Below are 21,010 nucleotides of genomic sequence, written 5' to 3' on the forward strand. Positions count from 1 at the left end.
TCCATTCAGCGATCGACCGCGTGAAGACTCTCCCGTTATCCGCCGCCCGCACCCTCCATCTGGCCGCGCAAGGTCTCTTGACCCCGCCGCGCCGCAAAGCCACCAAAGCCGACGTCATCGACGCGATTCGCCGCATGGCGCAGTTGCAGATCGACACGATTCACGTCGTCGCGCGCAGCCCTTACCTCGTCCTGTTCAGCCGCCTCGGTGCGTACACGCCGCAGTGGCTCGACGAGCATCTGGCCGAAGGCAAGCTGTTCGAATACTGGTCGCACGAGGCCTGCCTGTTGCCGATCGAAGACTACGGTCTGCTACGTCACCGCATGCTCGACCCGAGCGGGATGGGCTGGAAATACGCAGGCGAGTGGCACAAGCAGTACCGCAAGGAGATCGACCAGCTGCTCAAGCAGATCCGCGCGAATGGGCCGGTGCGCTCGGCAGATTTCGTCCGCGAGGCCGGTAAGAGTAACGGCTGGTGGGACTGGAAGCCGGAGAAGCGCCACCTCGAAGTGCTGTTTGCCATCGGCGAATTGATGGTGGCTGAGCGGCGCAATTTTCATCGCGTCTATGACCTGACCGAGCGGGTGCTGCCGGGCTGGAACGACAAACGCGATCTGCAACCGGCGGCGGCGGTCGAGCCGGAACTGTTGCGGCGCAGTTGCCGGGCGTTAGGCGTGGCGCGCGCCGATTGGGTGGCTGACTATTACCGGCTGCCGCGCCGACCGTATGTCGAAGCCTTGCACGCGCTGGCCGATCAAGGAGAGCTGGTTCCAGTTCGCGTCGAAGGATGGAAGCAGGATACGTACGTGCATCAGGAGTTCGCGCCGCTGATCGACGATGCGGCGAGCGGCAAACTGACCTCGACGGTCACGACCTTGCTCTCGCCGTTCGATCCGGTGGTGTGGGATCGCAAGCGCGCCGCGGCGCTATTCGACTTCGACTATGTGATTGAGTGCTATACGCCCGCGGCCAAACGCAAATACGGCTACTTCGTGCTGCCGATTCTGAACCGCGGCAAGCTGATTGGCCGGGCCGATGCGAAGGCGCATCGCACGAGCGGCATCTTCGAGTTGAAGGCGCTTCATCTGGAACCGGGAGTACGCGTCAGCGGCCGTCTCGCCGCCGATCTGCGGCGCGCCATCCAGCGTTGCGCCGACTGGCATGGCACGCCGGAAGTGCAGATCACGTCGGCGCCACCCGAGCTGCTCGAAGCGTTAGCAGCGCAGGAAAGTGTGGAAGCCTGAATCGACTGATCAATTTCAGTGATCGAGCTTGACCCGTAATTCGCGCGCCGTTTCCAGCAGGCCTTCATAGCCGGAACGGGCGTGCTCGGGCAAATCCGGGTCGCCCACCAGGGTGCCGAGCGTCTCGATCAGGCTGTACAGCAGACCTCTGGCCGCGCCCGATGCAATGCCGCCCGAACTCACCAACTGATCGACGTGGCTGACAGCTGCGTCAAGGTGTTCGAGATCAGGCCGTTCGCCCGCTTCCTGCTTTTGCGAAACATCACGCGTCATGATGGAGCGTCTCTCAGTTGTGGCGGTGGTGGATGAATCTCTAATGTTGTTATATACCGATCAGGATCAATCGTCCATCCGCCGCACGCCACTCCCGAACGTTCTCACCTTTACGCGTTGATGCATTGGCTTGAGTGCAATCGATTCCCGAAAAGACTCACCTCAACGAGATGAGGGTGCACGGTGCGGCGACTCAAGCCTCACCGTGGATCGCAGAGGAGTCGGCGGGGAAGCGACGGATCAGGTAGCGGCGCGCCGCGAGAAGAAGCGCCGCGTCAGATCGAACGCTACGAGGTTGCCTGCCACCACGAGTACCAGACCAACGACGGCCAAAACAGTCCAGCGATAGCCTTCGAATACGGTAGAGACCGCTAACGCCACGATCGGAAACAGCACGGTGCAATAGGCGGCACGCTCCGGGCCCATGCGTCCCACCAGCATCAGATAGGCCGTAAATCCGACCACCGAGCCGAACACGGCCAGATACGCAAGCGCACCGAGATACCGCACATCCGGTTCGACGCTGAACGGCAAGCCCGCCAAAGCGCTGCCCACCGTCAGGATGCTGGCGCCGATCAGCATGGCCCAGCTGTTGGTGACGAGCGGGTGCAGACCCATCGACTGCATCCGGCTCGACAGCAGGCTGCCAGTGGAAAAACACAACGTGCCGAGCAATGCGACGCCCATCCCGAGCCACGCGGTCTGGTCGCCGAGGTGTCCAGCCATCTGCGGCACGAACAGGCACAGGATGCCCACCAGGCCCAGCAATGCGCCCAGGATAACCGTGGGTTGCAGCGGCCGTCCCATGAACAGCCGGCCGTTGATCGAATTCAGCAGCGGCGCGATCGAGAAGATCACCGCAACCAGACCGCTCGGCACGACCTGCTCGGCGTAGTAGAAGCACAGAAAGTTGCAGCAGAACAGCGCCAGGCCCTGCGCCGCCAGATATCGCCAGGCGGCGCGCGGCGGCCAGATCGGCCGGCGCATGATGCGCAGCACTGCGAACAGGATCAGCGCGGCGAGCCCGAAGCGCCAGGCAATCGACACCGGCGGCGGCACCACGCCGAGTTGCCATTTGATGGCGATCCAGGTGGTACCCCAGATCAGAACGGTTAAGGCATAAAGAAACAGGTTCATGGCAACGCTTGCGGGATGGAAATCGGGGATTCGACCACCCGAGTCTGCGCCTGCGGACCAGCCACTACTTGTCCAGGATTGCGCACTTTTTGGCCGTGCGGAGCGGCGACTGCGCCGTCCGCTCTATACTGTAAGCCATGCAATCCGCCACTTCTTCAGCCGTGAACACCGCCATCCAGCCCGGCACCGCGATCGACTCCACCGAGACGCCATTTGGCATCCAGTCGGTGTGTCACACGCTGCGCGACGCCAACGCGACGCTGCAGCGCTTCGCGTGGCTCGGCGATCAATTGGCGGTGGCGGAGTGGACTCGCGAGACGGAGGAAGCCGAAACCGTCTATGAAAATCCGGGCCATCACACGCTGTCGTGCTATATCGACGGCGGATATCGCACCGAGCGTCAAAAGATGCCAGGGCTGTATGGCGCGCCGACGCGGCTATGCGCGCTGCCCGGCGACCACGAATCGCGCTGGTGGGTGCGCGGCAAGATGCATTTCATGCATCTGTATTTTTTGCCCGAACACTTCACGCAACGCGCCGTGCGGGAGTTGGACCGCGAGCCGCGGGAAGTGACGCTGGCTGACCGCACCTATTTCGAAGACGCGCGCATTGCTACGCTGTGTCAGTCGTTAACCGAGGAAAGATGGGACGACGCCGATGGTCTGCTAAGGACCAATGAAACAGCGCACGAAGTATTGAGCCTGCTGCTGAAGTCGCAAGGCGTGAGCCGTACCGATGCGGAGCTCAGAGGCGGTCTCTCGGTGGCGACGCGCCGGCGGCTACGCGACTACATCGACGCGCATCTCAGCCAGCCGCTCACGTTGGGCGATCTGGCCGATGTGGCCTGTCTGTCGGAATACCACCTGGCGCGTATGTTCCGCACATCGTTCGGTTTGCCGCCGGCTGCGTGGATCGCCCAGCAGCGTATCGAACGGGCTCGGCTGCTGTTGCGCACCACGGCGTTGCCGCTCGCCCAGATCGCGGCGCGCTGCGGTTATGCGAACGCCAGCCACTTTAGCCACCGCTTCCGCGAAGCGGTGGGCGTGGCGCCCGTACTGTTCCGCCAGGCGATGAGCACGGCGGCGTAAGGTCAGCTGCTGACGCTAACTACGCCAGGCTTATTGCCTACTTCAAGGCCATCGCCAGCACACGCGCCACGTGCACAGCGTCGACGCCGGCGCCGTCGTGAATCTGATGCCGGCAACTGGTGCCGTCGGCCACCATCACCGTATCGGCGCCGACCTTGCGCACCGCCGGCAGCAACGACAACTCCGCCATCGCCTGCGAAGTCGCATAGTGCTCAGCTTCATAACCAAAACTGCCGGCCATCCCGCAGCACGACGACTCGACCGTCGACACCGTCAGCTCCGGAATCCACTTCAGCACGGTTTGCACAGGCGTGAAAGCGTCGAAGGCTTTCTGATGGCAATGGCCATGCACGAGGGCCTTTTGTGTCGGCAGCGGTTTGAGGTCGAGCTTCACGCGCCCGGCTTTCTGCTCGCTAACCAGAAACTCTTCGAACAGGAATGCTGACTTCGACAGCCGTTGCGCTTCCTCACCAAAACCGTAGTGCAGAAACTCATCGCGCAACGACAGCAGACACGATGGCTCAAGTCCGACAATCGGCACACCGCGATCGACAAACGGCTTGAATGTATCAAGCATGCGCCGCGCTTCCTGCTTCGCCTCGTCCACGAGGCCTGCGGCGAGGAAGGTACGACCGCAACACACCGGCCGCTCGCCCTGGCGGGTGTTGAAGTGCACGGTATAGCCAGCAGCCTCCAGCACCTGCTGAGCGGCGCGCGCATTCTCCGGTTCCATGTTGTTGTTGAACGTATCGACGAACAACAGGACTTCTTTCACTTGCGCATTCGAACCCGCCGGGCGAGCCGCGCGTGTCGAAACGGCTCCTGCCAGGAACGACTTGCGAAAACGCGGCAGCGTGCGCTCTGGCGCAAAACCCACCGTGCGCTTGAACCATCCGGACAGCACCGGCACGTTCTCAGCCAACGCCATCAGCCCCGGCACCTTGCTTGCGAACGGCGCATAGCGCGGCATGAACGCGACCAGCCTGTCGCGCACACTCAGACCATGCCGCTTGACGCGCGCCGCCCGTGCCTCGATCTTGAACTTCGCCATATCGACGCCGGTCGGGCAATCGCGTTTGCAGCCCTTGCATGAGACGCACAGGTCGAGCGTTTCCTTGACGTCGTCGCTCGCTAATCCTTCTTCACCGAGTTGTCCTGAGATCGCCAGACGCAATGTATTGGCACGGCCGCGCGTCACGTGCTGCTCATCCTTCGTCACGCGATAACTCGGGCACATGGTGCCCGCGTCGAACTTGCGGCAATGGCCGTTGTTGTTGCACATCTCGACGGCCTTGCCGAGGCCGCCAGCGAGATCGTTGCCGGTACCCGGCAGCGTTTCCTCGCCGGTAAGCGGATCACGATCGACGTTCCACGCGGACCAATCGAGAGCGGTATCCAGCGCCCGTACGCGATAGCCCGGCGCGAAGCGGAAATTGCGCGCGTCGTCCATCTTCGGCGGACGCACGATCTTGTCCGGATTGAAACGGTTGTCAGGGTCGAAGAGCGTCTTGATCTCGCTGAACGCTTCGTTCAGGCGCGGGCCGTATTGCCATGCCACCCATTCGCCACGGCACAGCCCATCGCCGTGCTCGCCCGAATACGCGCCTTTGTATTCCTGCACGAGAGCCGCGGCTTCTTCTGCAATCGCCCGCATCTTGAGCGCGCCGTCCTGCCGCATGTTGAGAATCGGCCGCACGTGCAGCGTACCGACGCTCGCGTGCGCGTACCAGGTGCCTTCCGTACCGTGACGGTGAAACACTTCGGTGAGCTTGCTGGTGTACTCGGCCAGGTGTTCGAGCGGCACCGCGCAGTCTTCAATGAAAGACACCGGCTTGCCGTCGCCCTTCATGCTCATCATGATGTTCAAGCCGGCTTTGCGGACTTCCCACAAGGCTTTCTGCTCGTTGGCATCCGGCATCTGCACGACCGAATCGGGCAAGCCGAGATCGGCCATCAGCTCGGTCAGTTGCTTGAGACCGGCCAGCTGCTCGTCGCGATTTTCGCCGGCGAATTCCACCAGCAGGATCGCCTCGGGACGACCCACCAGAGCCTTCTCTATCACCGGACGGAAGGCCGGGTTGCTGATCGCCAGATCGATCATCGTGCGGTCGACCAGTTCTACCGCCACCGGCTTCAGCTTGACGATGTGCTGCGTCAGATCCATCGCCTGCCAGAAGGTCGGGAAGTTGACCACGCCGAGCGCCTTGTGCGCGGGCAACGGCGAGAGCTTCAGCGTCAACTGCCGGCTGAACGCGAGCGTCCCCTCAGAGCCGACCAGCAGATGCGCGAGGTTGGCAATGCCATCATCGGTATAGGCGCGTGGATTCTGGCAGTCGAACACGTCGATGTTGTAACCGGCGACACGCCGCAACACCTTCGGCACGCGAGCCACGATCTCGTCGCGTTCGCGCGTCGCGATGCGCTTCACGCCTTCGACGATCTCCTGCAAGCGCGCCCCTTGCGGTGCGTCTCTCAGCGACCCGAAGCGCGCTTCGCTGCCGTCGGCAAGGATCGCTTCAATGGCCTCGACGTTGTGCACCATGTTGCCGTATTCGATCGAGCGCGAGCCACACGAGTTGTTACCCGCCATCCCGCCGATCGTGCATTGCGCCGCCGTCGAAACGTCAACTGGAAACCACAATCCATGCGGCTTGAGCCAGGCGTTCAGATGATCGAGCACGACTCCTGGCTCGACCGTGACCGTGCGTGCCTCCGCATCGAACGAGACGACGTTGTTCAGCCACTTGCTGGTGTCGATCACCAGCGCCTCGCCGACCGTCTGCCCACATTGGCTCGTGCCGGCGCCGCGCGCGAGCAGCGGCACCTTTTCGCTGCGTGCCACTTCGAGCGCGATGCGCAGGTCGTCCTGATCGCGCGGCACGACGACGCCGATCGGCGTGATCTGATAGATCGACGCATCCGTCGAGTAGCGGCCACGGCTGGCGGAGTCGAACAGCACATCGCCGCGCAAGGCTTCGCGCAATCGCCTGGCGAGCGGCGTTGTCATCCGGGAACTCGACGGCACCAGATGAATGGGTTTGACGAGTAAGGGGGAAGCGGCATTCGTCATAGCGTCAGCCTGAAAAAACTTTAGAACAGCGTCACACTGATTGGAGCAAGCCCTTCAATGCGACCGCTTGCCGTGCCTGCGCTCTGCGGGAAAAACATCCCCGTGTACGAGCCGGCCGTAATCACCATCTCCGGAGTGACAGCAATGCCCCGAACCACTGCACAGTGATTCACGAGCCACGTAAGCAGCCGGCGCGGGTCGCCGGCCGGATTTTTGGCGGCCTCGACCACCACGTTGCGCCCCTCGAAGCTGAACCGTAGCGACGGTGCGACAAACGGAAAGTCTTCCCGATACGGCACGAACTCGCCGACCACCAACGCGCCGTTGTTCTGCAAATCGGCGAGTTGAGCGAGCTTGTCGACGTTCGGCCATGCGGCGTAGCGGCTTGCGACGATTTCTATCGTTGTACCGAACGATCCGATACCCGCCAGCACTTCGGCTTCGCTATAAGGCTCCTGCGCCGGTTCGAAACGGCGGCCGAAACGGAACGCGATTTCCAGCTCGAGTGCGAGCGGCGTGAAGGCGTCGCGCGGCAGCCTGGCGCCGTCTTCGTAGACGTCGGCTGCGGGCAGCGGCGCACCCTGGATCGGTCCTGTTTCGGACTTCGAACCGATCTTCCAGCCGCCGATCTCCGAGCCCGACAAGCGCAGGATCTCGTGCTGGATCGCATAGGCAGCGCCGAAATCGGCCGGTATCTGTTCCGGCGGCAGGCTGTCGAGCGTCTGATGACGTGCTCGCGCTTCGGCGAGGCGCTGGCTCAAGAGGGAGGTATCGGTAAAGTTCATCTTGATTCTTGATGAGTGATTGGTTGGAAATTGCGTGACGCGAGAGCCTGTCACAGACTCAGACATTAAGGCCCGGCGCCGGTTGAGCGCCCGCTGCCGCGCTCTGTCCGAACTTGCTTTCCGGCTGCATGCGGAAGGCCAGTACGACACCGATCCCCATCAACAGCATGCTGCCGAGAAACGGCAGTTCCCAACTACCGAAGCGGTCAATCAGGAACCCGCCCACGACCGGCGAAATGATCGCGGCTAGCGCCGAGCCCGTGTTCATCATGCCGCTAGCAGTGCCTGAATATTCCGGTGCAATGTCCATCGGGATCGCCCACATCGGTCCGATCGTCATTTCCGCAAAGAAGAACCCAGCGGACAGACACGCCATCGAGACGTACAGGTTGTGCGCAAACATCAACGGCACCAGCACGATCAGCGTCAGCAGCATGCAGATGGACACCATCCAGCTACGCGCACGTTTCAGGCTGCCTGTGCGAGTGAAAATCTTGTCCGTGACGATGCCGCCGAGGGTATCGCCGAGCACGCCCGCGAAGAACACTGTCGAGGCAAACAGGGCCGACTTCTGCAGGTCGAGGTGATAACTATGCAGAAAGTATTGGGGGATCCAGCTCAGGAACAGCCACAAGGTCCAGCCATAACAAAAGTAGACGATCGTGACCGGGGCCATGCGACGAAACAGGGCCATCCACGGCACCTTGGCAGCTCTCGGCTTGGGTACCGGAAGCACTTCGAGTTCATCGGACGTGATGCGCGGATGGTCTTTCGGATGCTCGGTGAAGGTCACCGCCCAGACGATCACCCAGAGCAGGCTGAACAGCCCACAGATGTAGAACGACTCACGCCAGCCCCAGGTGGCCATCACCAGAACGATCGCGCCGGGCGCGACCGCATTGCCGATACGCGAGGCCGCGTGTGTGATGCCCTGCGCGAAACCGCGTTTCTCTTTCGCGACCCAACGCGCCATCGCGGCGGTCGCGGCAGGAAACGTCGCGCCCTCACCGAAGCCGAGCAGCAACCGCGCGGCAAGCAGCGATGTGAGGCCGCCGGCGAGACCGGTCAGAATCGTCGCCACCGCCCACACCGCACCGCAGCAGATCAGAGTCCGCTTCGCGCCGAAGCGATCGCTTACCCAGCCACCGATGATCTGAAACACGAGATACGGATACGCAAATGCGGAAAAGACCAGACCGATCTGCGTATGTGAAAGTTGGAACTCCTTACCGAACCCAGCTGCTGCGGTACTGACGTTGACACGGTCAAGATAGGTAATGAAGTACATGATGCAGAGCATCACTAGAACGATACTGCTCGCACTGGTCACACGAAACCGCTTCATCGTCTGTCTCCGTTGCTGCGATCGACGGCGTGCCTGAAACGGCGCGCTGCGTCGTTATTTCCCTGGCGTGCGCTGCGTGGCCGTAGCGCCTTGTGGACCGCTACGGCCGCTAAGACCGTTTACTGCAAGGGGAAGACTCCTCCTCTTCCCCCTTTACTCTTTACCCGTGATGCAGACAGCTCAAGCCGCGGCTTTCAGACCAGCCCGTTGTGCCTCAGCGGTCAACCATTCCATCGCCGCCGGCAACCCGCTCGCCGCAAGCGGCACACCCGCCAGTTTCAGGCCCATCTCGCAACCGGCCAGCGTTGCCAGCAACGTGAGGTCGTTGCAGTCGCCCAGATGGCCGATGCGGAACATACGGCCCTTCATTTTGCCAAGGCCCGTGCCGAGCGACATGTCGAAGCGTTCGTAGATAGTCTTGCGCACCGCGTCGGCGTCAATACCTTCCGGCATCATCACACCCGTCAGCACCGGGCTATACACGGCGGGGTCAGCACACTGGATCTCGAGACCCCACGCCCGCACGGCGCGACGACAGGCTTCGGCGAGACGCTCATGGCGCGCGAAGACGTTGTCGAGCCCTTCGTCGAGGATCATCTCGAGCGCTTCCGACAAACCATAAAGCAGGTTCGTGTTCGGCGTGTACGGCCAGTAGCCGGACTTGTTCATCTCGATGATCTCAGTCCAGTCCCAGAAGCTGCGCGGCAGCTTCGCCTGCTTGCCGGCGGCGACGGCCTTCGGCGACACCGCGTTGAAGCTGATGCCCGGCGGCAGCATCAAACCCTTTTGCGAGCCCGACACCGTGACGTCGACGCCCCATTCGTCATGGCGATAGTCAGCGCAGGCCAGACCCGAGATGGTGTCGACCAGCAGCAGGGCCGGGTGACCGGCCGCGTCGATCGCACGGCGCACGGCGGCGATATCGGAAGTGACGCCCGTCGAGGTCTCGTTGTGCACCACGCAGACCGCCTTAATCGCATGCTGCGTGTCTTCGCGCAGACGCGCTTCGATCATTTGCGGCTGCACGCCACGGCGCCAGCCCTCTATACCTGGCAAGCCGAGAAACTCCGGCTTCAGACCGAGGTTTTCCGCCATTTTCTTCCACAGCGTCGCAAAGTGGCCCGTTTCGAACATCAGCACGTGGTCACCGGGGCTCAGCGTATTCGACAGCGCCGCTTCCCATGCACCCGTACCCGAAGCCGGGTAGATCACCACCGGCTGCTGGGTCTTGAAGATCTTCTTGATGCCTTCGAGCACCTTCAACCCGAGCGCGGCGAATTCCGGACCACGGTGATCGATGGTGGGATAGCTCATCGCCCGCAAGATGCGGTCCGGCACGGGGCTCGGCCCCGGAATCTGCAGGAAGTGACGGCCCGCAGGATGAAAGTCGAGCTTCAGCATGGGTCTTCTCCGATTGAATTTTGCATGCAAAAAACTATATCAGACGATCGATGACTAACCCAAGGCAAACGTGGGTTGCTGACACCAGTGTTTACCCGCTATCTTACCTAAAGGGCCGGCTTCCTATAAAATCGCCTCCAATGATAGTGAGGGTTTTTGTATGCAAAATTCGGAATTTGACGCGGATACCGCCAGCAGCCCGCTGATGCCGAAGGTTGAGCGGCAACGGTTGCATGACACCGTAGTTGAGCACATTCGGCGCTTTATCGTCGAAGGCGTACTGGAGCCGGGCAAGAAGCTTAATGAGCGCGAGCTGTGCGAGACGCTTGGCATTTCGCGCACGCCGTTGCGCGAAGCGCTGAAGGTGCTCGCGGCAGAAGGGCTGATCGAGATCTGGCCGAACCGCGGCGCGTCGGTGTCGAAGATGTCGGAGGCGGAGTTGCGCGAGACCTTTGAGCTGATGAGCGGGCTCGAAGCGTTCTCGGGCGAGCTGGCGGCCGAACGTATCACCGCGGCAGAGCTGGCTGAGATCAAGGCGTTGCATTACGCGATGCTGGCGTGTCGCGCGCAGAACGATCTGGCGGGGTACTACAGCCGCAATCAGGCGATTCACGACAAGATCAACGAAGCGGCGCGCAATGGGGCGTTGCGGCAGACTTATATTTCGGTGAACCGACGGTTGCAGGCGCTGCGGTTTCGGTCGAACTTTCAGATTCCGAAGTGGGATCGCGCGGTTCACGATCACGGCGAGATGCTCGAGGCACTCGAAGCGCGCGACGGTAAAAGGCTGAGCGCGATCTTGCGGCAGCACTTGCTGGACAAGCGCGATGCGGTACTGCAGGTGCAGTCGCAGGAGGATGTGGCGGCTTCGCCGCTGAAGGCTTGAGGCAAATCTGGGGCGACGGCCTAGGCTGCTGCTACCGCTGGCGCACGTTTGATCTTCTTGGGGGCATGCTTGCGCGCGTGCCAAAGATCGTAATCTAGCTGCATGCCGAGCCACAAATCGGCGCGACCTCCACGCTCGACGCCGAGCCATTGTTCTATGCGCAGAGCCATCTCCGGCGTGATCCCGCCGCGCTCATTGAGAAGACGGGACAGGGTCACCCGGGAGACTCCGAGTTGCTCCGCTGCCTCGGTCACCGTCAGGTTCAGGGCGGGCAGAATGTCTTCGCGAAGGATGGCCGCGGGATGCGGCGGATTGAACATTTTGGACATAGCTTTAGTCACTAGTGAAATCTGATGTGCCGGACGACTCTCGCACCAATTCGTAGTAGCCGACCCGGCGAACTGATGCGCTAATGATAGTCCCTATAGTCGACCAAGATCGCATCCTCGCGCTGGGCGGTATCGCCGTCGGCGGAGCGATCTGCTTCCTCATCGTAAAGCCGCTTGCCTATCTCGACGACGACTATCTGATGATCACCGCTCCGGTACTCGCCGGCTAGATCACTTATATCGCCGGTGAAATGCTCGATGTCTCCGGTGTCATCGCTACGGTCAGTTGCGGCATGACGCTCGGTTGGTATCGGCTCGAGATTTTCTCCGGCGCGGTACACACGCGCGGCAATGCATTCCGGCGGGTCGTTATCTACTTGACGGAAGCGTTGGCGTTCATTCTGATCGGACTATCACTGCGCGATTTTGAGGTTCCGAATCGAGGTCCCGAAAAACCTCACCTTTGACGTGACACGTGCGATATACACACTACGCAACGCGCAAAGTCCTGGGTGTGAAATACTTCAAGGTGAGACTTTTCGGGACCACTGCAAGTGTGCGTGAAGACATCGGGGTCATCACACGAGCGTGAAGATCAAGTCCCTGGAAATCCTCACCTTTTCGACGTAGTCACAACACCATTCGAGGTCACATTCAATGCCAACCGTCGCCGTCGCGATCTTCCCCGGTGTGCAAGCGCTCGACGTCGCGGGACCCGTGGATGTCTTTTCGGAAGCCAACCTGTTTCTTCCCCCCGAAGCGCATTACCACGTGACCTTGGTCAGCGCCGAGCCAGGTACGTTGCGCGCCTCCAATGGTATGACGCTGGTCGCAGATCGGACCTTCGAGCAGGCCGAGCAAGGCTTCGACCTGGCACTGGTGGCCGGCGGCCCCGCGCTGCCCGAGCACGAGCCCGAGCCGCGCCTGACCGCCTGGATTACCACCGTCGCCGCGCGCTGCAAGCGCTACGGGTCGATCTGCACGGGTGCCTTCGCGCTCGGCCACGCAGGCTTGCTGGACGAACGCAGCGTGACCACCCACTGGCAACACGCCGCGCAACTGGCCGCGCAATTTCCTCACGCACGCGTCGACTTCGACCGCATCTATCTGCGTGACGAACAGCTCGTCACGTCCGCGGGCGTGACGGCCGGCATCGATCTCTCGCTTGCGCTCGTCGCCGAGGATCACGGGCCACGCACCGCTCTCGCAGTCGCCAAGCGCCTCGTCGTATTTGCCCAGCGCCAAGGGGGTCAATCGCAGTTCAGTCCGTATCTGACCGCGCCTGCGGATGAAACATCGGCGGTTGCCAAAGTGCAGGCGCACGTTATGGACCATATCGGCGAAAACTTCACGGTGAAACGACTCGCGGACGTCGCGGGTATGAGCGCGCGCAATTTCGCCCGCGTCTTCGTGCAGGAGACCGGCGTGACGCCACATGAATTTGTCGAGCGCGCACGGGTGGACGCGGCGCGCAAACTGCTCGAGAGCAGCCCGGCGGCGCTTAAGGCGATTGCCTACGACTGCGGCTTCGGCACCGCCGACCGCATGCGCATCGTGTTCATGCGGCGCATCGGCGCTACGCCCATGCAGTATCGGGAGCGCTTCCGCTCGGCGTGAACGGCGCGACGCTGCAGACTCACGGTGCATCGTGAGAAAATGCTCAGCCTCACCTCTTGCCTCAGGCGCTCGCCGCCAATCATCATGACCACATCCATTACTCGCGCCATCGTTACTGGCCATACACGTGGCGTCGGAGCTGCGCTTGCCGAACAGCTGTTGTCGCGCGACATAGCCGTGCTGGGACTTTCGCGTTCGCGCAACATAGCACTCGCGCAACGTTTCCCGCAGACACTCGAAGAAATCGAAGTCGATCTGGCCGATCCTTCGCGAGTCGCGCAATGGCTCGCTGGCGACGCGCTGAGCCGCTTCGTCGACGGTGCGCACAGCGTGCTGCTCTTCAACAATGCCGGTACGGTGCAGCCGGTGGGTCCCATCGACACGCAGGACGCCGGCGCAATCGCCAGCGCGGTAGGCCTGAACGTGGCGACACCATTGATGCTCGCGAGCGCTGTCGCCAAAGTAAGCGTGGCAGCAAGCGACCGGCGGATCGCGCATATCTCGAGCGGTGCGGCGCGCAACGCCTATCCGGGCTGGAGCATCTACTGCGCGACCAAAGCCGCGCTGGATCACCACGCACGCGCAGTCGTTCTCGACACCAATCGCGCACTACGTATCTGCAGCGTCGCGCCGGGCGTGATCGATACCGACATGCAAGCGGAAATTCGCGGCAGCGGCAAAGAGCAATTCCCGTTGCGCGAACGATTCGAAGAACTTAAACGCAACGGCCAGCTGTCTACACCTGCGGCGTGCGCTACCCAGTTGATCGACTTCGTCTTGAGCGATGCGTTTGGAGAAACGCCCGTCGCGGATATCCGCGACTTGACCCAGCGCAGTTGACACTTGCACCGCCTGCGGCGTCCGGCTCCCGAATATCCTCACCATTTCGGCTGCCGGTCCGCGGGCTCGCATCTCAAGCAGTGCGTCTCCGTCAGGCGATTTCTTCACCTTAAGTCACGACATCTCGCGACGCCGTCGCGCTCCCGAAAGTACTCACCTTTGACCTGGCGTCGTCGTTTCGCACCGGGCGTTCTCGCGTGACACGACGTGTCAAGGTCGAGCGAGGCAGCTTCAGATATGGGGACACCCGCACTTTGATTGACGAACCTCCGGGCCGCTCCTAAAGTTCATTGCAAACAGCGCAGCAAGCGTCGCGTTGCAAAGAGCTTGATTGAAGCGCATCAAAGGAGACACCTGTGAACAGTCCCACCAGAAAACCTCTGCGCAGCCAGGCCTGGTTTGGCAAAGCCGATAAGGATGGCTTCATTCACCGCTCGTGGATGAAAAACCAGGGACTGCCACACCATCTGTTCGACGGCCGGCCGGTAATCGGCATCTGCAATACGTGGTCGGAACTCACACCCTGCAATGCCCACTTTCGGGAACTGGCCGAGTACGTCAAGAAGGGCGTCTACGAGGCGGGGGGATTTCCGGTGGAGTTTCCGGTCATGTCGCTGGGCGAGTCGAACCTGCGGCCCACGGCGATGCTGTTTCGCAATCTGGCTTCGATGGATGTCGAAGAGTCGATTCGCGGCAATCCGATCGACGGCGTGATTCTGCTATGCGGCTGCGACAAGACCACGCCTGCGCTGCTGATGGGCGCAGCGTCGTGCAATCTGCCGACCCTTGCCGTCTCGGGCGGTCCGATGCTAAACGGCCGCTATCGCGGCCAGACAATCGGCTCGGGCACCGGCGTGTGGCAAATGTCCGAGCAGGTTCGCGCCGGTACGATGAACATGGAGCAGTTCATTGAGGCAGAAAGCTGCATGAACCGTTCGCGCGGCCACTGCATGACCATGGGCACAGCCTCGACCATGGCCAGCATGGTCGAGGCGCTCGGCATGGGATTGCCGCACAACGCCGCCATTCCCGCCGTCGATGCGCGCCGCCAGGTCCTGGCTCACATGGCGGGGCGCCGCATCGTAGAGATGGTCAACGAAGACCTCACGATGGACAAAATCCTGACGCGTGCGGCCTTTGAAAACGCGATTCGCGCCAACGCCGCGATCGGCGGTTCGACCAATGCCGTGGTTCACCTGCTGGCGATTGCCGGACGCATCGGCGTCGACCTGACGCTGGAAGACTGGGAATACGGCTCCGATGTGCCCTGCCTCGTGAACCTGCAGCCGTCGGGCGAGTTCCTGATGGAAGATTTTTATTACGCTGGCGGTTTGCCTGCGGTGCTGCGCGAACTGGGCCAAGCGGAGTTGCTTCATCGCGATGCCTTGACCGTGAACGGCCGCACGATCTGGGACAACGTGAGCCAGGCTGAATGCTTCGACCGCAAGGTCATTTTCCCGATTGAGGAACCGTTCAAAGCGAAGGCGGGGATCGCGGTGCTAAAGGGAAACCTGGCGCCCGACGGCGCTGTGATCAAACCGTCGGCGGCAACGGCGGCGCTGCTGCAGCACCGAGGCCGCGCGGTGGTATTCGAAAGCGTTGAAGATCTGCACGCACGGATCAACGACGACAACCTCGATATCGACGCCAGTTGCGTCATGGTGCTCAAAGGCGCAGGACCGAAGGGCTACCCGGGCTTTGCCGAAGTCGGCAACATGCCGCTGCCGCCCAAGGTGTTGAAGCAGGGCATTACGGACATGGTGCGCATCTCGGATGGCCGCATGAGCGGCACGGCCTACGGCGCGGTAGTCTTGCACGTCGCCCCGGAGGCGGCCGCGGGCGGTACGCTGGCACTCGTGCAGGACGGCGACATGATCGAACTCGACGTAACGGGACGCCGACTCCATCTCGATGTGGACGACGCCGAGCTGGCGCGTCGCAAGGCGGCCTGGCAAGCGCCGCCGTCACCTGAGCGCGGCTGGTACAAGCTGTACGTGAATAGCGTCCAGCAGGCCAACCTCGGTGCCGATCTGGAATTTCTCGTCGGCTCGAGCGGCGCAGCCGTGCCGCGCGATTCTCATTGAACAGGTGGCTCGACGCCATGGACTCGTCCCGCACCAGCGAACCTCGAATCGCAGGCATCTATCCGATTCTCTACGCGTATTTCGATCGTCACAACCAGCTCGATCGGGAAGCCATGCGCAGACAGATGCAAGCTGTCGTCGGGGCCCGTGCGCCCGGCGTCGCCGTGTTGGGACTGGCGACCGAGGTCAACAAGCTCTCGCGCGTCGAACGCGAGCAGGTCATCCAGTGGGCGATTGAAGATAGCGGCGGCGCGTTGCCGCTCGCGGTGACTGTCAGCGGCACCTCGGTCGAGGCTCAACGCGAACTGGCCCGCTTCGCTGCCGCGCAAGGCGCAAGCTGGCTTATCCTGCAGCCGCCCTCGTTGCCGCCGGGCACCGCGCCTCAACCTGAGACTTTCTATTTCGATTTTTTCGCTACCGTGATGGACGGCTTCGACGTACCCATGGGCATCCAGAACGCTCCCGAATATCTCGGCGTGGGACTCTCGCCCGATAGTCTCGAACGACTCGCCGTGCGATGTCCGAACTTCCAGCTGCTCAAAGGCGAAGGGCCGTCGATCGTGCTCGCGGAGACCATTGCACGCGTCGGCCATCTGATGCCGGTACTGAACGGGCGCGGCGGCCTGGAGTTGCTCGACAATCTGCGCGCCGGCTGCGCCGGCATGATCGTGGCGCCGGACTGCTTCGACTGGCAACAACGTGTCTACGAAGCATTTGCGAACGGCGATGTGGCTCGCGCTGAGACGCTGTATCGCGAGGTGCTGCCCGGCATCGTATTCGTGATGCAGTCGCTCGATACACTGATCTGCTACGGCAAACGGATTGCCGCGTGGCGCATGGATTTCGAGGTACAGCACGATCGCGACACGAAGTTGCTGCCGAGCCGCTTCGGTCTCGAAACAGCTCGGCGCTTTGCGCATACGCTCGGGCCGTTGCCGTGAGTGACGGTTGGCCGGGCCGGTTCATGGCGCGCGGCGTGCAGCGTGCGGTGATCCATGAAAACCAACTGCGTCGCACAGCGCTCGAGCGTTGGCGGCATCGCTCAAACCACGCTCCCGAAAAGACTCACCTTTCGCCAGCAGCGCATTGCGACGGAGACTAAAAAGGCTGCTTTGCTGGCACCCAGCAGTCTCGCCGCTTACTGCGCCGCGTCGTGCTGCGGCGATTTCGCCGGCCGCCCTGTCTTGACCGTTTCGACGGCCGAAATCGCATCGAGCAATCGTGCAATCGGCACCCCTTCGAGCAGCAGCAGACCCGCGCGCAGCAACTCGCTCTTCTTGACGGCCACGCCCGCATCCAGACACTTCTGCTTGAGCGCTGCGAGTTTTTCGTAGTCCGACTTCGGCATGGTGAAGCTGTCGCGGACCACCTTTTCCTTCTTCAGGCGCTTTGCTTTTTGTTCTGCCGTGACGCTATCTGGCTTCGTTTCTACAGACTTGGCTGGCTTCACACGGGGAGTTTTCGGCGCCGCAGCCTTCGGCTTGGCCGGCTTGGCGGTTTTGGCCGCCCTGGCCGCTCTGGCAGGCACCGCGGGCTTTTCCGGCGCCGCAGCGGGGGCAACAGCGGGCCTGGTTCTGCCGTTTGCGCGACTCGATGCGGGAGTGGTTTTCTTGCTCGGCTTCCTGGTGCTGGGTGCGGCCATGGTTATCTCCGGGTGAGAAATACGCAAAACAGTATATATCGTTTATCCCATTTCTCCATTCACAGGGATGGAGGCCGCTACGGCAACGAAGTTGTCCACAGATTCTGTTTGCAAGGGTGTGCATAACTCGCGGGCAAACCACGCAAGTGGTTGAAACGCATGAGGTTATGAGTCCGGCGTCAGGGATGTGCAACGCGCGCTTCGTCGAGGAGCAAATCAGGTTTGATTTTGATCGGCAAGGTGATAAGCATGCCCAGGAAAATCCTCACCGAAGATCGTCGAAAGGTGAAGGCGACACGAGCTTAAAGCCGCACCTCTTCGTTGCGAGCCTTGGCTCCCGAAAAACCTCACCTTCGGGCGCAGCTGCAATTAATCTGCATTCCCAGGTAGGCCTTTAAACAGCAATTGAGATGTCAACGGGTTAAACTCGCGACATGTTTAACGTCGCTGTGCTTTCTGCGGCAGCCCCCGAATATCCTCACCCTCGTCAATTCGGTCTCAGCCGTTTAACCATTGTTTTCAATTGCTTCAGCCCCAGCCACAGCGCCTGAGCCGAGAATCCGTAACACCGCACACGTCTCGTTACAAACCGAGAGAGCTTGTCATATGCGCTCTTTCTAGAATGCGCATGTGCCGATTTCAACCAAGGCGCCCCACAACAATCCGGAGTTGTCTCATGACGTTCCTAAAATCAAAACCGGTCGAAGACCGCGCGCGCTCCTCCCGTCAACGGGCCTCATATTCACGCGTGATGGTACGCACGCTGATCGCTGCCGCGGCGCTCGCCGCAACGGCGCCAGCCGCTTTCGCACAGGTCGTGCTCGTGCCGATTCCTGCTCCGGTTCGCGAATATGCTCCGCCGCCCCGCCCTGGATATATGTGGCACCACGGCTACTGGCAGTGGGAACATGGCCGTTATGTGTGGGTTACCGGTGGGTGGGTCACACAACCGCGTGTTGCCTATGGTGTGTATCCGGCAACGGTGCAACCCGCGCCTGAGCCGCCCCCGCCGCCGCGCGTCGAGCGTCTGTCTGCGGACGCGCTGTTTCCTTTCGACCGGGGTGATGTCAACGACATTCGCCCCGCGGGTCTGCAAGACCTCTCGCAAATCGCGGCACGACTGCGTGCGAATCCTTTCGGTCACGTCGAGGTACGCGGCTATACCGACCGGCTCGGGTCCGATTCCTACAACATGGAGCTATCCAGAAGGCGAGCCGAAGCAGTCAAGGCGGTACTGGTCCAGCAAGGTGTGCCGGCGCAGAAGATTCGCGCCGACGGACTCGGCAGCCAGGACCCCGTGACCCAATGCGGCAATATGGATAACGCGGATCTGGTTCGATGCCTGCAACCGGATCGTCGCGTGGAGATCGTCACGTACGTGCGAGGCTAGCCGCACACACGCAGAAAGCCGGCGCAGGATGCGCCGGCCCATCCATAGCCAAGGCTTATCCTTGAGCAGTGTTGGTGGGCACCGCGATCGAGCCATGCGGTCCGCCGCCGGGACCACCAGGACCACCGCCACCGGGGCCGCCCCAACCTGGGCCCGGTCCCCACCAGCAACCGCTCAGGGTTGCCGTCAACGCAGCCAGGGCCGCTACTATCGCTAACTTTCTCATGCTTTTCTCCTTCGTGAGGTATTGCGAGCACGGATACCGTCGCTTCAGAATCCGTGAAATGCAATGCCCAGAACATATCAACCGACGAAGGATCGCGTTTGAGAACGTAGTTACAAAACCGTACAGAAGTTTGTCGCCAGCGTACGCGGGTATTCGCTGAATCACCCTTGTTTACACACGCTTTAGCAAGACATGAGACATCGTTTGCGCAATCCGATGCTTCTACTTCCTGTTGCTCTAAGTAAGCCGATGTAAGCGCTTGAGTTCGTCTCGAGCAACAACACGCGCTGTTCGGGATCTCCTGGAACTCCTCACCTTATAAGCAGCAACTCCTGGAAGTCCTCACCATCCCGAATCCTCTCACCTTAACCAATACATTGACCAGCGAGCGACCAACGTACGACGCCTTCCACCCGCAACGTACTTCCCGTTTGCACAGAGTCGAACGAGCGTAAAGTCCCGCCACAAATAAAACGGCTCTCACGCCACACCTCGTCGTCTGGCGCTACACCAATCCCCGCTCATGCAATAAACTTCGGACTTGAGCGAATGCGCCGGACATCGCGGATCCGCCCCTTTCGCAAACGTAATTTGCGTCGGGAAGACCACCGCGTAGCCGGCCGTCTATTAGAGAGTCGAAGAAGCAGGATGACCGAGCCCGTCTCGCGGGTGCCCCTCGGATTGGACACGACGTCCTCACGTCGCTGGCCTGTCACAGGCCACCCCAATGCATTGAAGCTGACCGCCGCCTGGCATGCCGCCGCGCTGGCCGGTTGTGCACTCGCGCCGTCATCATGGCCGTGGTGGCTTGCGGGCACCGCCATCAACCATGCCGCTGTCACGGCGGCGGGACTATGGCCGCGCTCATCGGTGCTCGGGCCAAACTGGACCCGGTTGCCGGAGGTCGCAGGCAACGCCAACTCCATCGCGCTGACCATCGACGATGGCCCGGACCCCGTCGTCACCCCGCAAGTACTCGATCTGCTCGATCGACATGGCGTTCGCGCCACATTCTTCTGCATCGGTACGCTGGCCCGCCGTTATCCGTCGCTCACCCGCGAGATCGTGGCGCGCGGTCACGCAGTGGAAAATCATTCGCAGACGCACCGTCACACGTTCTCGGTAAAAGGTCCAATCGCACTGGCCCGGGAAGTGGCAGCGGCACAACGCACGCTGACCGAGCTCACCGGCGAGCGCCCGCTATTCTTCCGTGCGCCGGCGGGTCTGCGCAACGTCCTTCTCGAACCGGTGCTGCAGGCCTTCGATCTGCGCCTCGTGGCCTGGACGAAACGCGGCTTCGACACCCGCGAAACGGATCCCGTGCGGGTCCAGCAACGCTTGCTTGACAGTCTCGCGGCGCGCGACATCCTTCTCGTGCACGACGGCAATGCCGCGACCGCCGCTAACGGCCAGCCTGTTCTGCTCTCTGTCCTGCCTCATGTGATTGAAGCGGCCAGGCAACAAGGGCTTCGCTTTATCACATTACGTCAGGCTTTCACCTCCGAGTAAAAAGTTCGCGACGATTCCGGCTTAATGCCAATTTGCTTCGCAGTACGCGTTAAACCTCGTCAGTATCGGCCGAGGCAGATTATTTCTATTCCCGGCCCTATATAATTCGCGCAAAATGCCGTTAACGTACCTATCGATAAACAC

At 61.6% G+C, this 21,010-nt stretch carries 21 protein-coding genes; 12 read left to right on the forward strand and 9 right to left on the reverse strand.

Features of this window, described 5'->3' with window-relative positions; genetic code table 11:
* Positions 1–20: 20 nt before the first annotated feature.
* A complete protein-coding gene (locus BUS06_RS22830) occupies positions 21–1,244 on the forward strand; it encodes a winged helix-turn-helix domain-containing protein (RefSeq protein ID WP_074266704.1) in 1,224 nt (407 codons plus the stop codon).
* A gap of 15 nt (positions 1,245–1,259) precedes the next feature.
* On the opposite strand, the gene BUS06_RS22835 is transcribed toward BUS06_RS22830, so the two are convergent.
* Both BUS06_RS22835 and BUS06_RS22840 read right to left on the reverse strand, forming a co-directional pair.
* A complete protein-coding gene (locus tag BUS06_RS22835) occupies positions 1,260–1,517 on the reverse strand; it encodes a hypothetical protein (protein WP_074266705.1) in 258 nt (85 codons plus the stop codon).
* A 240-nt stretch (positions 1,518–1,757) separates the two neighbouring features.
* On the reverse strand, positions 1,758–2,654 hold the full coding sequence (locus BUS06_RS22840; RefSeq protein ID WP_074266706.1) for a DMT family transporter: 897 nt from the start codon (positions 2,652–2,654) through the stop codon (positions 1,758–1,760).
* 137 nt (positions 2,655–2,791) lie between these two features.
* On the opposite strand from BUS06_RS22840, the gene BUS06_RS22845 reads away from it, so the two are divergent.
* Positions 2,792–3,742 carry a helix-turn-helix domain-containing protein gene (locus BUS06_RS22845; protein ID WP_074266707.1) on the forward strand — a complete coding sequence of 317 codons (951 nt, stop codon included), beginning with the start codon at positions 2,792–2,794 and terminating at the stop codon, positions 3,740–3,742.
* Positions 3,743–3,779: 37 nt separating this feature from the next.
* Here BUS06_RS22845 and BUS06_RS22850 read toward each other — a convergent pair whose 3' ends face one another.
* The 4 genes from BUS06_RS22850 to BUS06_RS22865 all read right to left on the reverse strand — a co-directional run bounded on the left by BUS06_RS22850 (position 3,780) and on the right by BUS06_RS22865 (position 10,343).
* Positions 3,780–6,812, reverse strand: a complete 3,033-nt coding sequence (locus tag BUS06_RS22850) for an FAD-binding and (Fe-S)-binding domain-containing protein (protein WP_074266708.1) — start codon at positions 6,810–6,812, stop codon at positions 3,780–3,782.
* 20 nt (positions 6,813–6,832) lie between these two features.
* Entirely contained in the window at positions 6,833–7,597 is a 765-nt protein-coding gene (locus tag BUS06_RS22855; RefSeq protein ID WP_074266709.1) for a 2-keto-4-pentenoate hydratase, read from the reverse strand.
* A 58-nt stretch (positions 7,598–7,655) separates the two neighbouring features.
* Entirely contained in the window at positions 7,656–8,942 is a 1,287-nt protein-coding gene (locus BUS06_RS22860) for an MFS transporter (protein WP_074266710.1), read from the reverse strand.
* A 180-nt stretch (positions 8,943–9,122) separates the two neighbouring features.
* On the reverse strand, positions 9,123–10,343 hold the full coding sequence (locus BUS06_RS22865; protein WP_074266711.1) for a pyridoxal-phosphate-dependent aminotransferase family protein: 1,221 nt from the start codon (positions 10,341–10,343) through the stop codon (positions 9,123–9,125).
* Positions 10,344–10,503: 160 nt separating this feature from the next.
* On the opposite strand from BUS06_RS22865, the gene BUS06_RS22870 reads away from it, so the two are divergent.
* The gene (locus BUS06_RS22870) at positions 10,504–11,229 is read left to right on the forward strand and encodes a GntR family transcriptional regulator (RefSeq protein WP_074266712.1); all 726 of its coding nucleotides are present in this window, start codon (positions 10,504–10,506) and stop codon (positions 11,227–11,229) included.
* Between the two features lie 20 nt (positions 11,230–11,249).
* On the opposite strand, the gene BUS06_RS22875 is transcribed toward BUS06_RS22870, so the two are convergent.
* Positions 11,250–11,558 (reverse strand): HigA family addiction module antitoxin, encoded by a 309-nt coding sequence (locus BUS06_RS22875; protein WP_074266713.1) that lies wholly within the window; start codon positions 11,556–11,558, stop codon positions 11,250–11,252.
* A gap of 83 nt (positions 11,559–11,641) precedes the next feature.
* Here BUS06_RS22875 and BUS06_RS37920 point away from each other — a divergent pair, with 83 nt between their 5' ends.
* From BUS06_RS37920 to BUS06_RS22900, 6 genes are all read left to right on the forward strand, one after another.
* A complete protein-coding gene (locus BUS06_RS37920; RefSeq protein ID WP_167379419.1) occupies positions 11,642–11,788 on the forward strand; it encodes a hypothetical protein in 147 nt (48 codons plus the stop codon).
* Between the two features lie 21 nt (positions 11,789–11,809).
* A complete protein-coding gene (locus BUS06_RS22880) occupies positions 11,810–12,025 on the forward strand; it encodes a hypothetical protein (protein WP_074266714.1) in 216 nt (71 codons plus the stop codon).
* 190 nt (positions 12,026–12,215) lie between these two features.
* On the forward strand, positions 12,216–13,175 hold the full coding sequence (locus BUS06_RS22885; RefSeq protein ID WP_074266715.1) for a GlxA family transcriptional regulator: 960 nt from the start codon (positions 12,216–12,218) through the stop codon (positions 13,173–13,175).
* Positions 13,176–13,259: 84 nt separating this feature from the next.
* Positions 13,260–14,015 (forward strand): SDR family oxidoreductase, encoded by a 756-nt coding sequence (locus BUS06_RS22890; RefSeq protein WP_074266716.1) that lies wholly within the window; start codon positions 13,260–13,262, stop codon positions 14,013–14,015.
* Positions 14,016–14,371: 356 nt separating this feature from the next.
* Positions 14,372–16,099 (forward strand): IlvD/Edd family dehydratase, encoded by a 1,728-nt coding sequence (locus BUS06_RS22895; protein WP_074266717.1) that lies wholly within the window; start codon positions 14,372–14,374, stop codon positions 16,097–16,099.
* A 17-nt stretch (positions 16,100–16,116) separates the two neighbouring features.
* Positions 16,117–17,040, forward strand: a complete 924-nt coding sequence (locus BUS06_RS22900; RefSeq protein WP_174567545.1) for a dihydrodipicolinate synthase family protein — start codon at positions 16,117–16,119, stop codon at positions 17,038–17,040.
* Positions 17,041–17,237: 197 nt separating this feature from the next.
* On the opposite strand, the gene BUS06_RS38695 is transcribed toward BUS06_RS22900, so the two are convergent.
* Positions 17,238–17,447 carry a hypothetical protein gene (locus BUS06_RS38695; RefSeq protein WP_367946966.1) on the reverse strand — a complete coding sequence of 70 codons (210 nt, stop codon included), beginning with the start codon at positions 17,445–17,447 and terminating at the stop codon, positions 17,238–17,240.
* Here BUS06_RS38695 and BUS06_RS38700 point away from each other — a divergent pair.
* Together BUS06_RS38700 and BUS06_RS22910 are read left to right on the forward strand one after the other, a co-directional pair.
* Positions 17,446–17,757: a hypothetical protein gene (locus BUS06_RS38700; protein ID WP_367946967.1), complete on the forward strand. Its 312-nt coding sequence runs from the start codon at positions 17,446–17,448 to the stop codon at positions 17,755–17,757. The genes BUS06_RS38695 and BUS06_RS38700 overlap by 2 nt on opposite strands.
* Positions 17,758–18,417: 660 nt before the next feature.
* On the forward strand, positions 18,418–19,131 hold the full coding sequence (locus tag BUS06_RS22910) for an OmpA family protein (RefSeq protein WP_074266719.1): 714 nt from the start codon (positions 18,418–18,420) through the stop codon (positions 19,129–19,131).
* Positions 19,132–19,186: 55 nt separating this feature from the next.
* Here BUS06_RS22910 and BUS06_RS37925 read toward each other — a convergent pair whose 3' ends face one another.
* Positions 19,187–19,357, reverse strand: coding sequence for a hypothetical protein (locus BUS06_RS37925; RefSeq protein ID WP_167379420.1), 171 nt, complete (start codon positions 19,355–19,357; stop codon positions 19,187–19,189).
* Between the two features lie 648 nt (positions 19,358–20,005).
* On the opposite strand from BUS06_RS37925, the gene BUS06_RS22915 reads away from it, so the two are divergent.
* The gene (locus BUS06_RS22915) at positions 20,006–20,866 is read left to right on the forward strand and encodes a polysaccharide deacetylase family protein (RefSeq protein ID WP_074266720.1); all 861 of its coding nucleotides are present in this window, start codon (positions 20,006–20,008) and stop codon (positions 20,864–20,866) included.
* The last annotated feature ends 144 nt before the right edge of the window (positions 20,867–21,010 follow it).

It is taken from the genome of Paraburkholderia phenazinium (assembly GCF_900141745.1).
GTDB classification, from domain to species: Bacteria; Pseudomonadota; Gammaproteobacteria; order Burkholderiales; family Burkholderiaceae; genus Paraburkholderia; species Paraburkholderia phenazinium_B.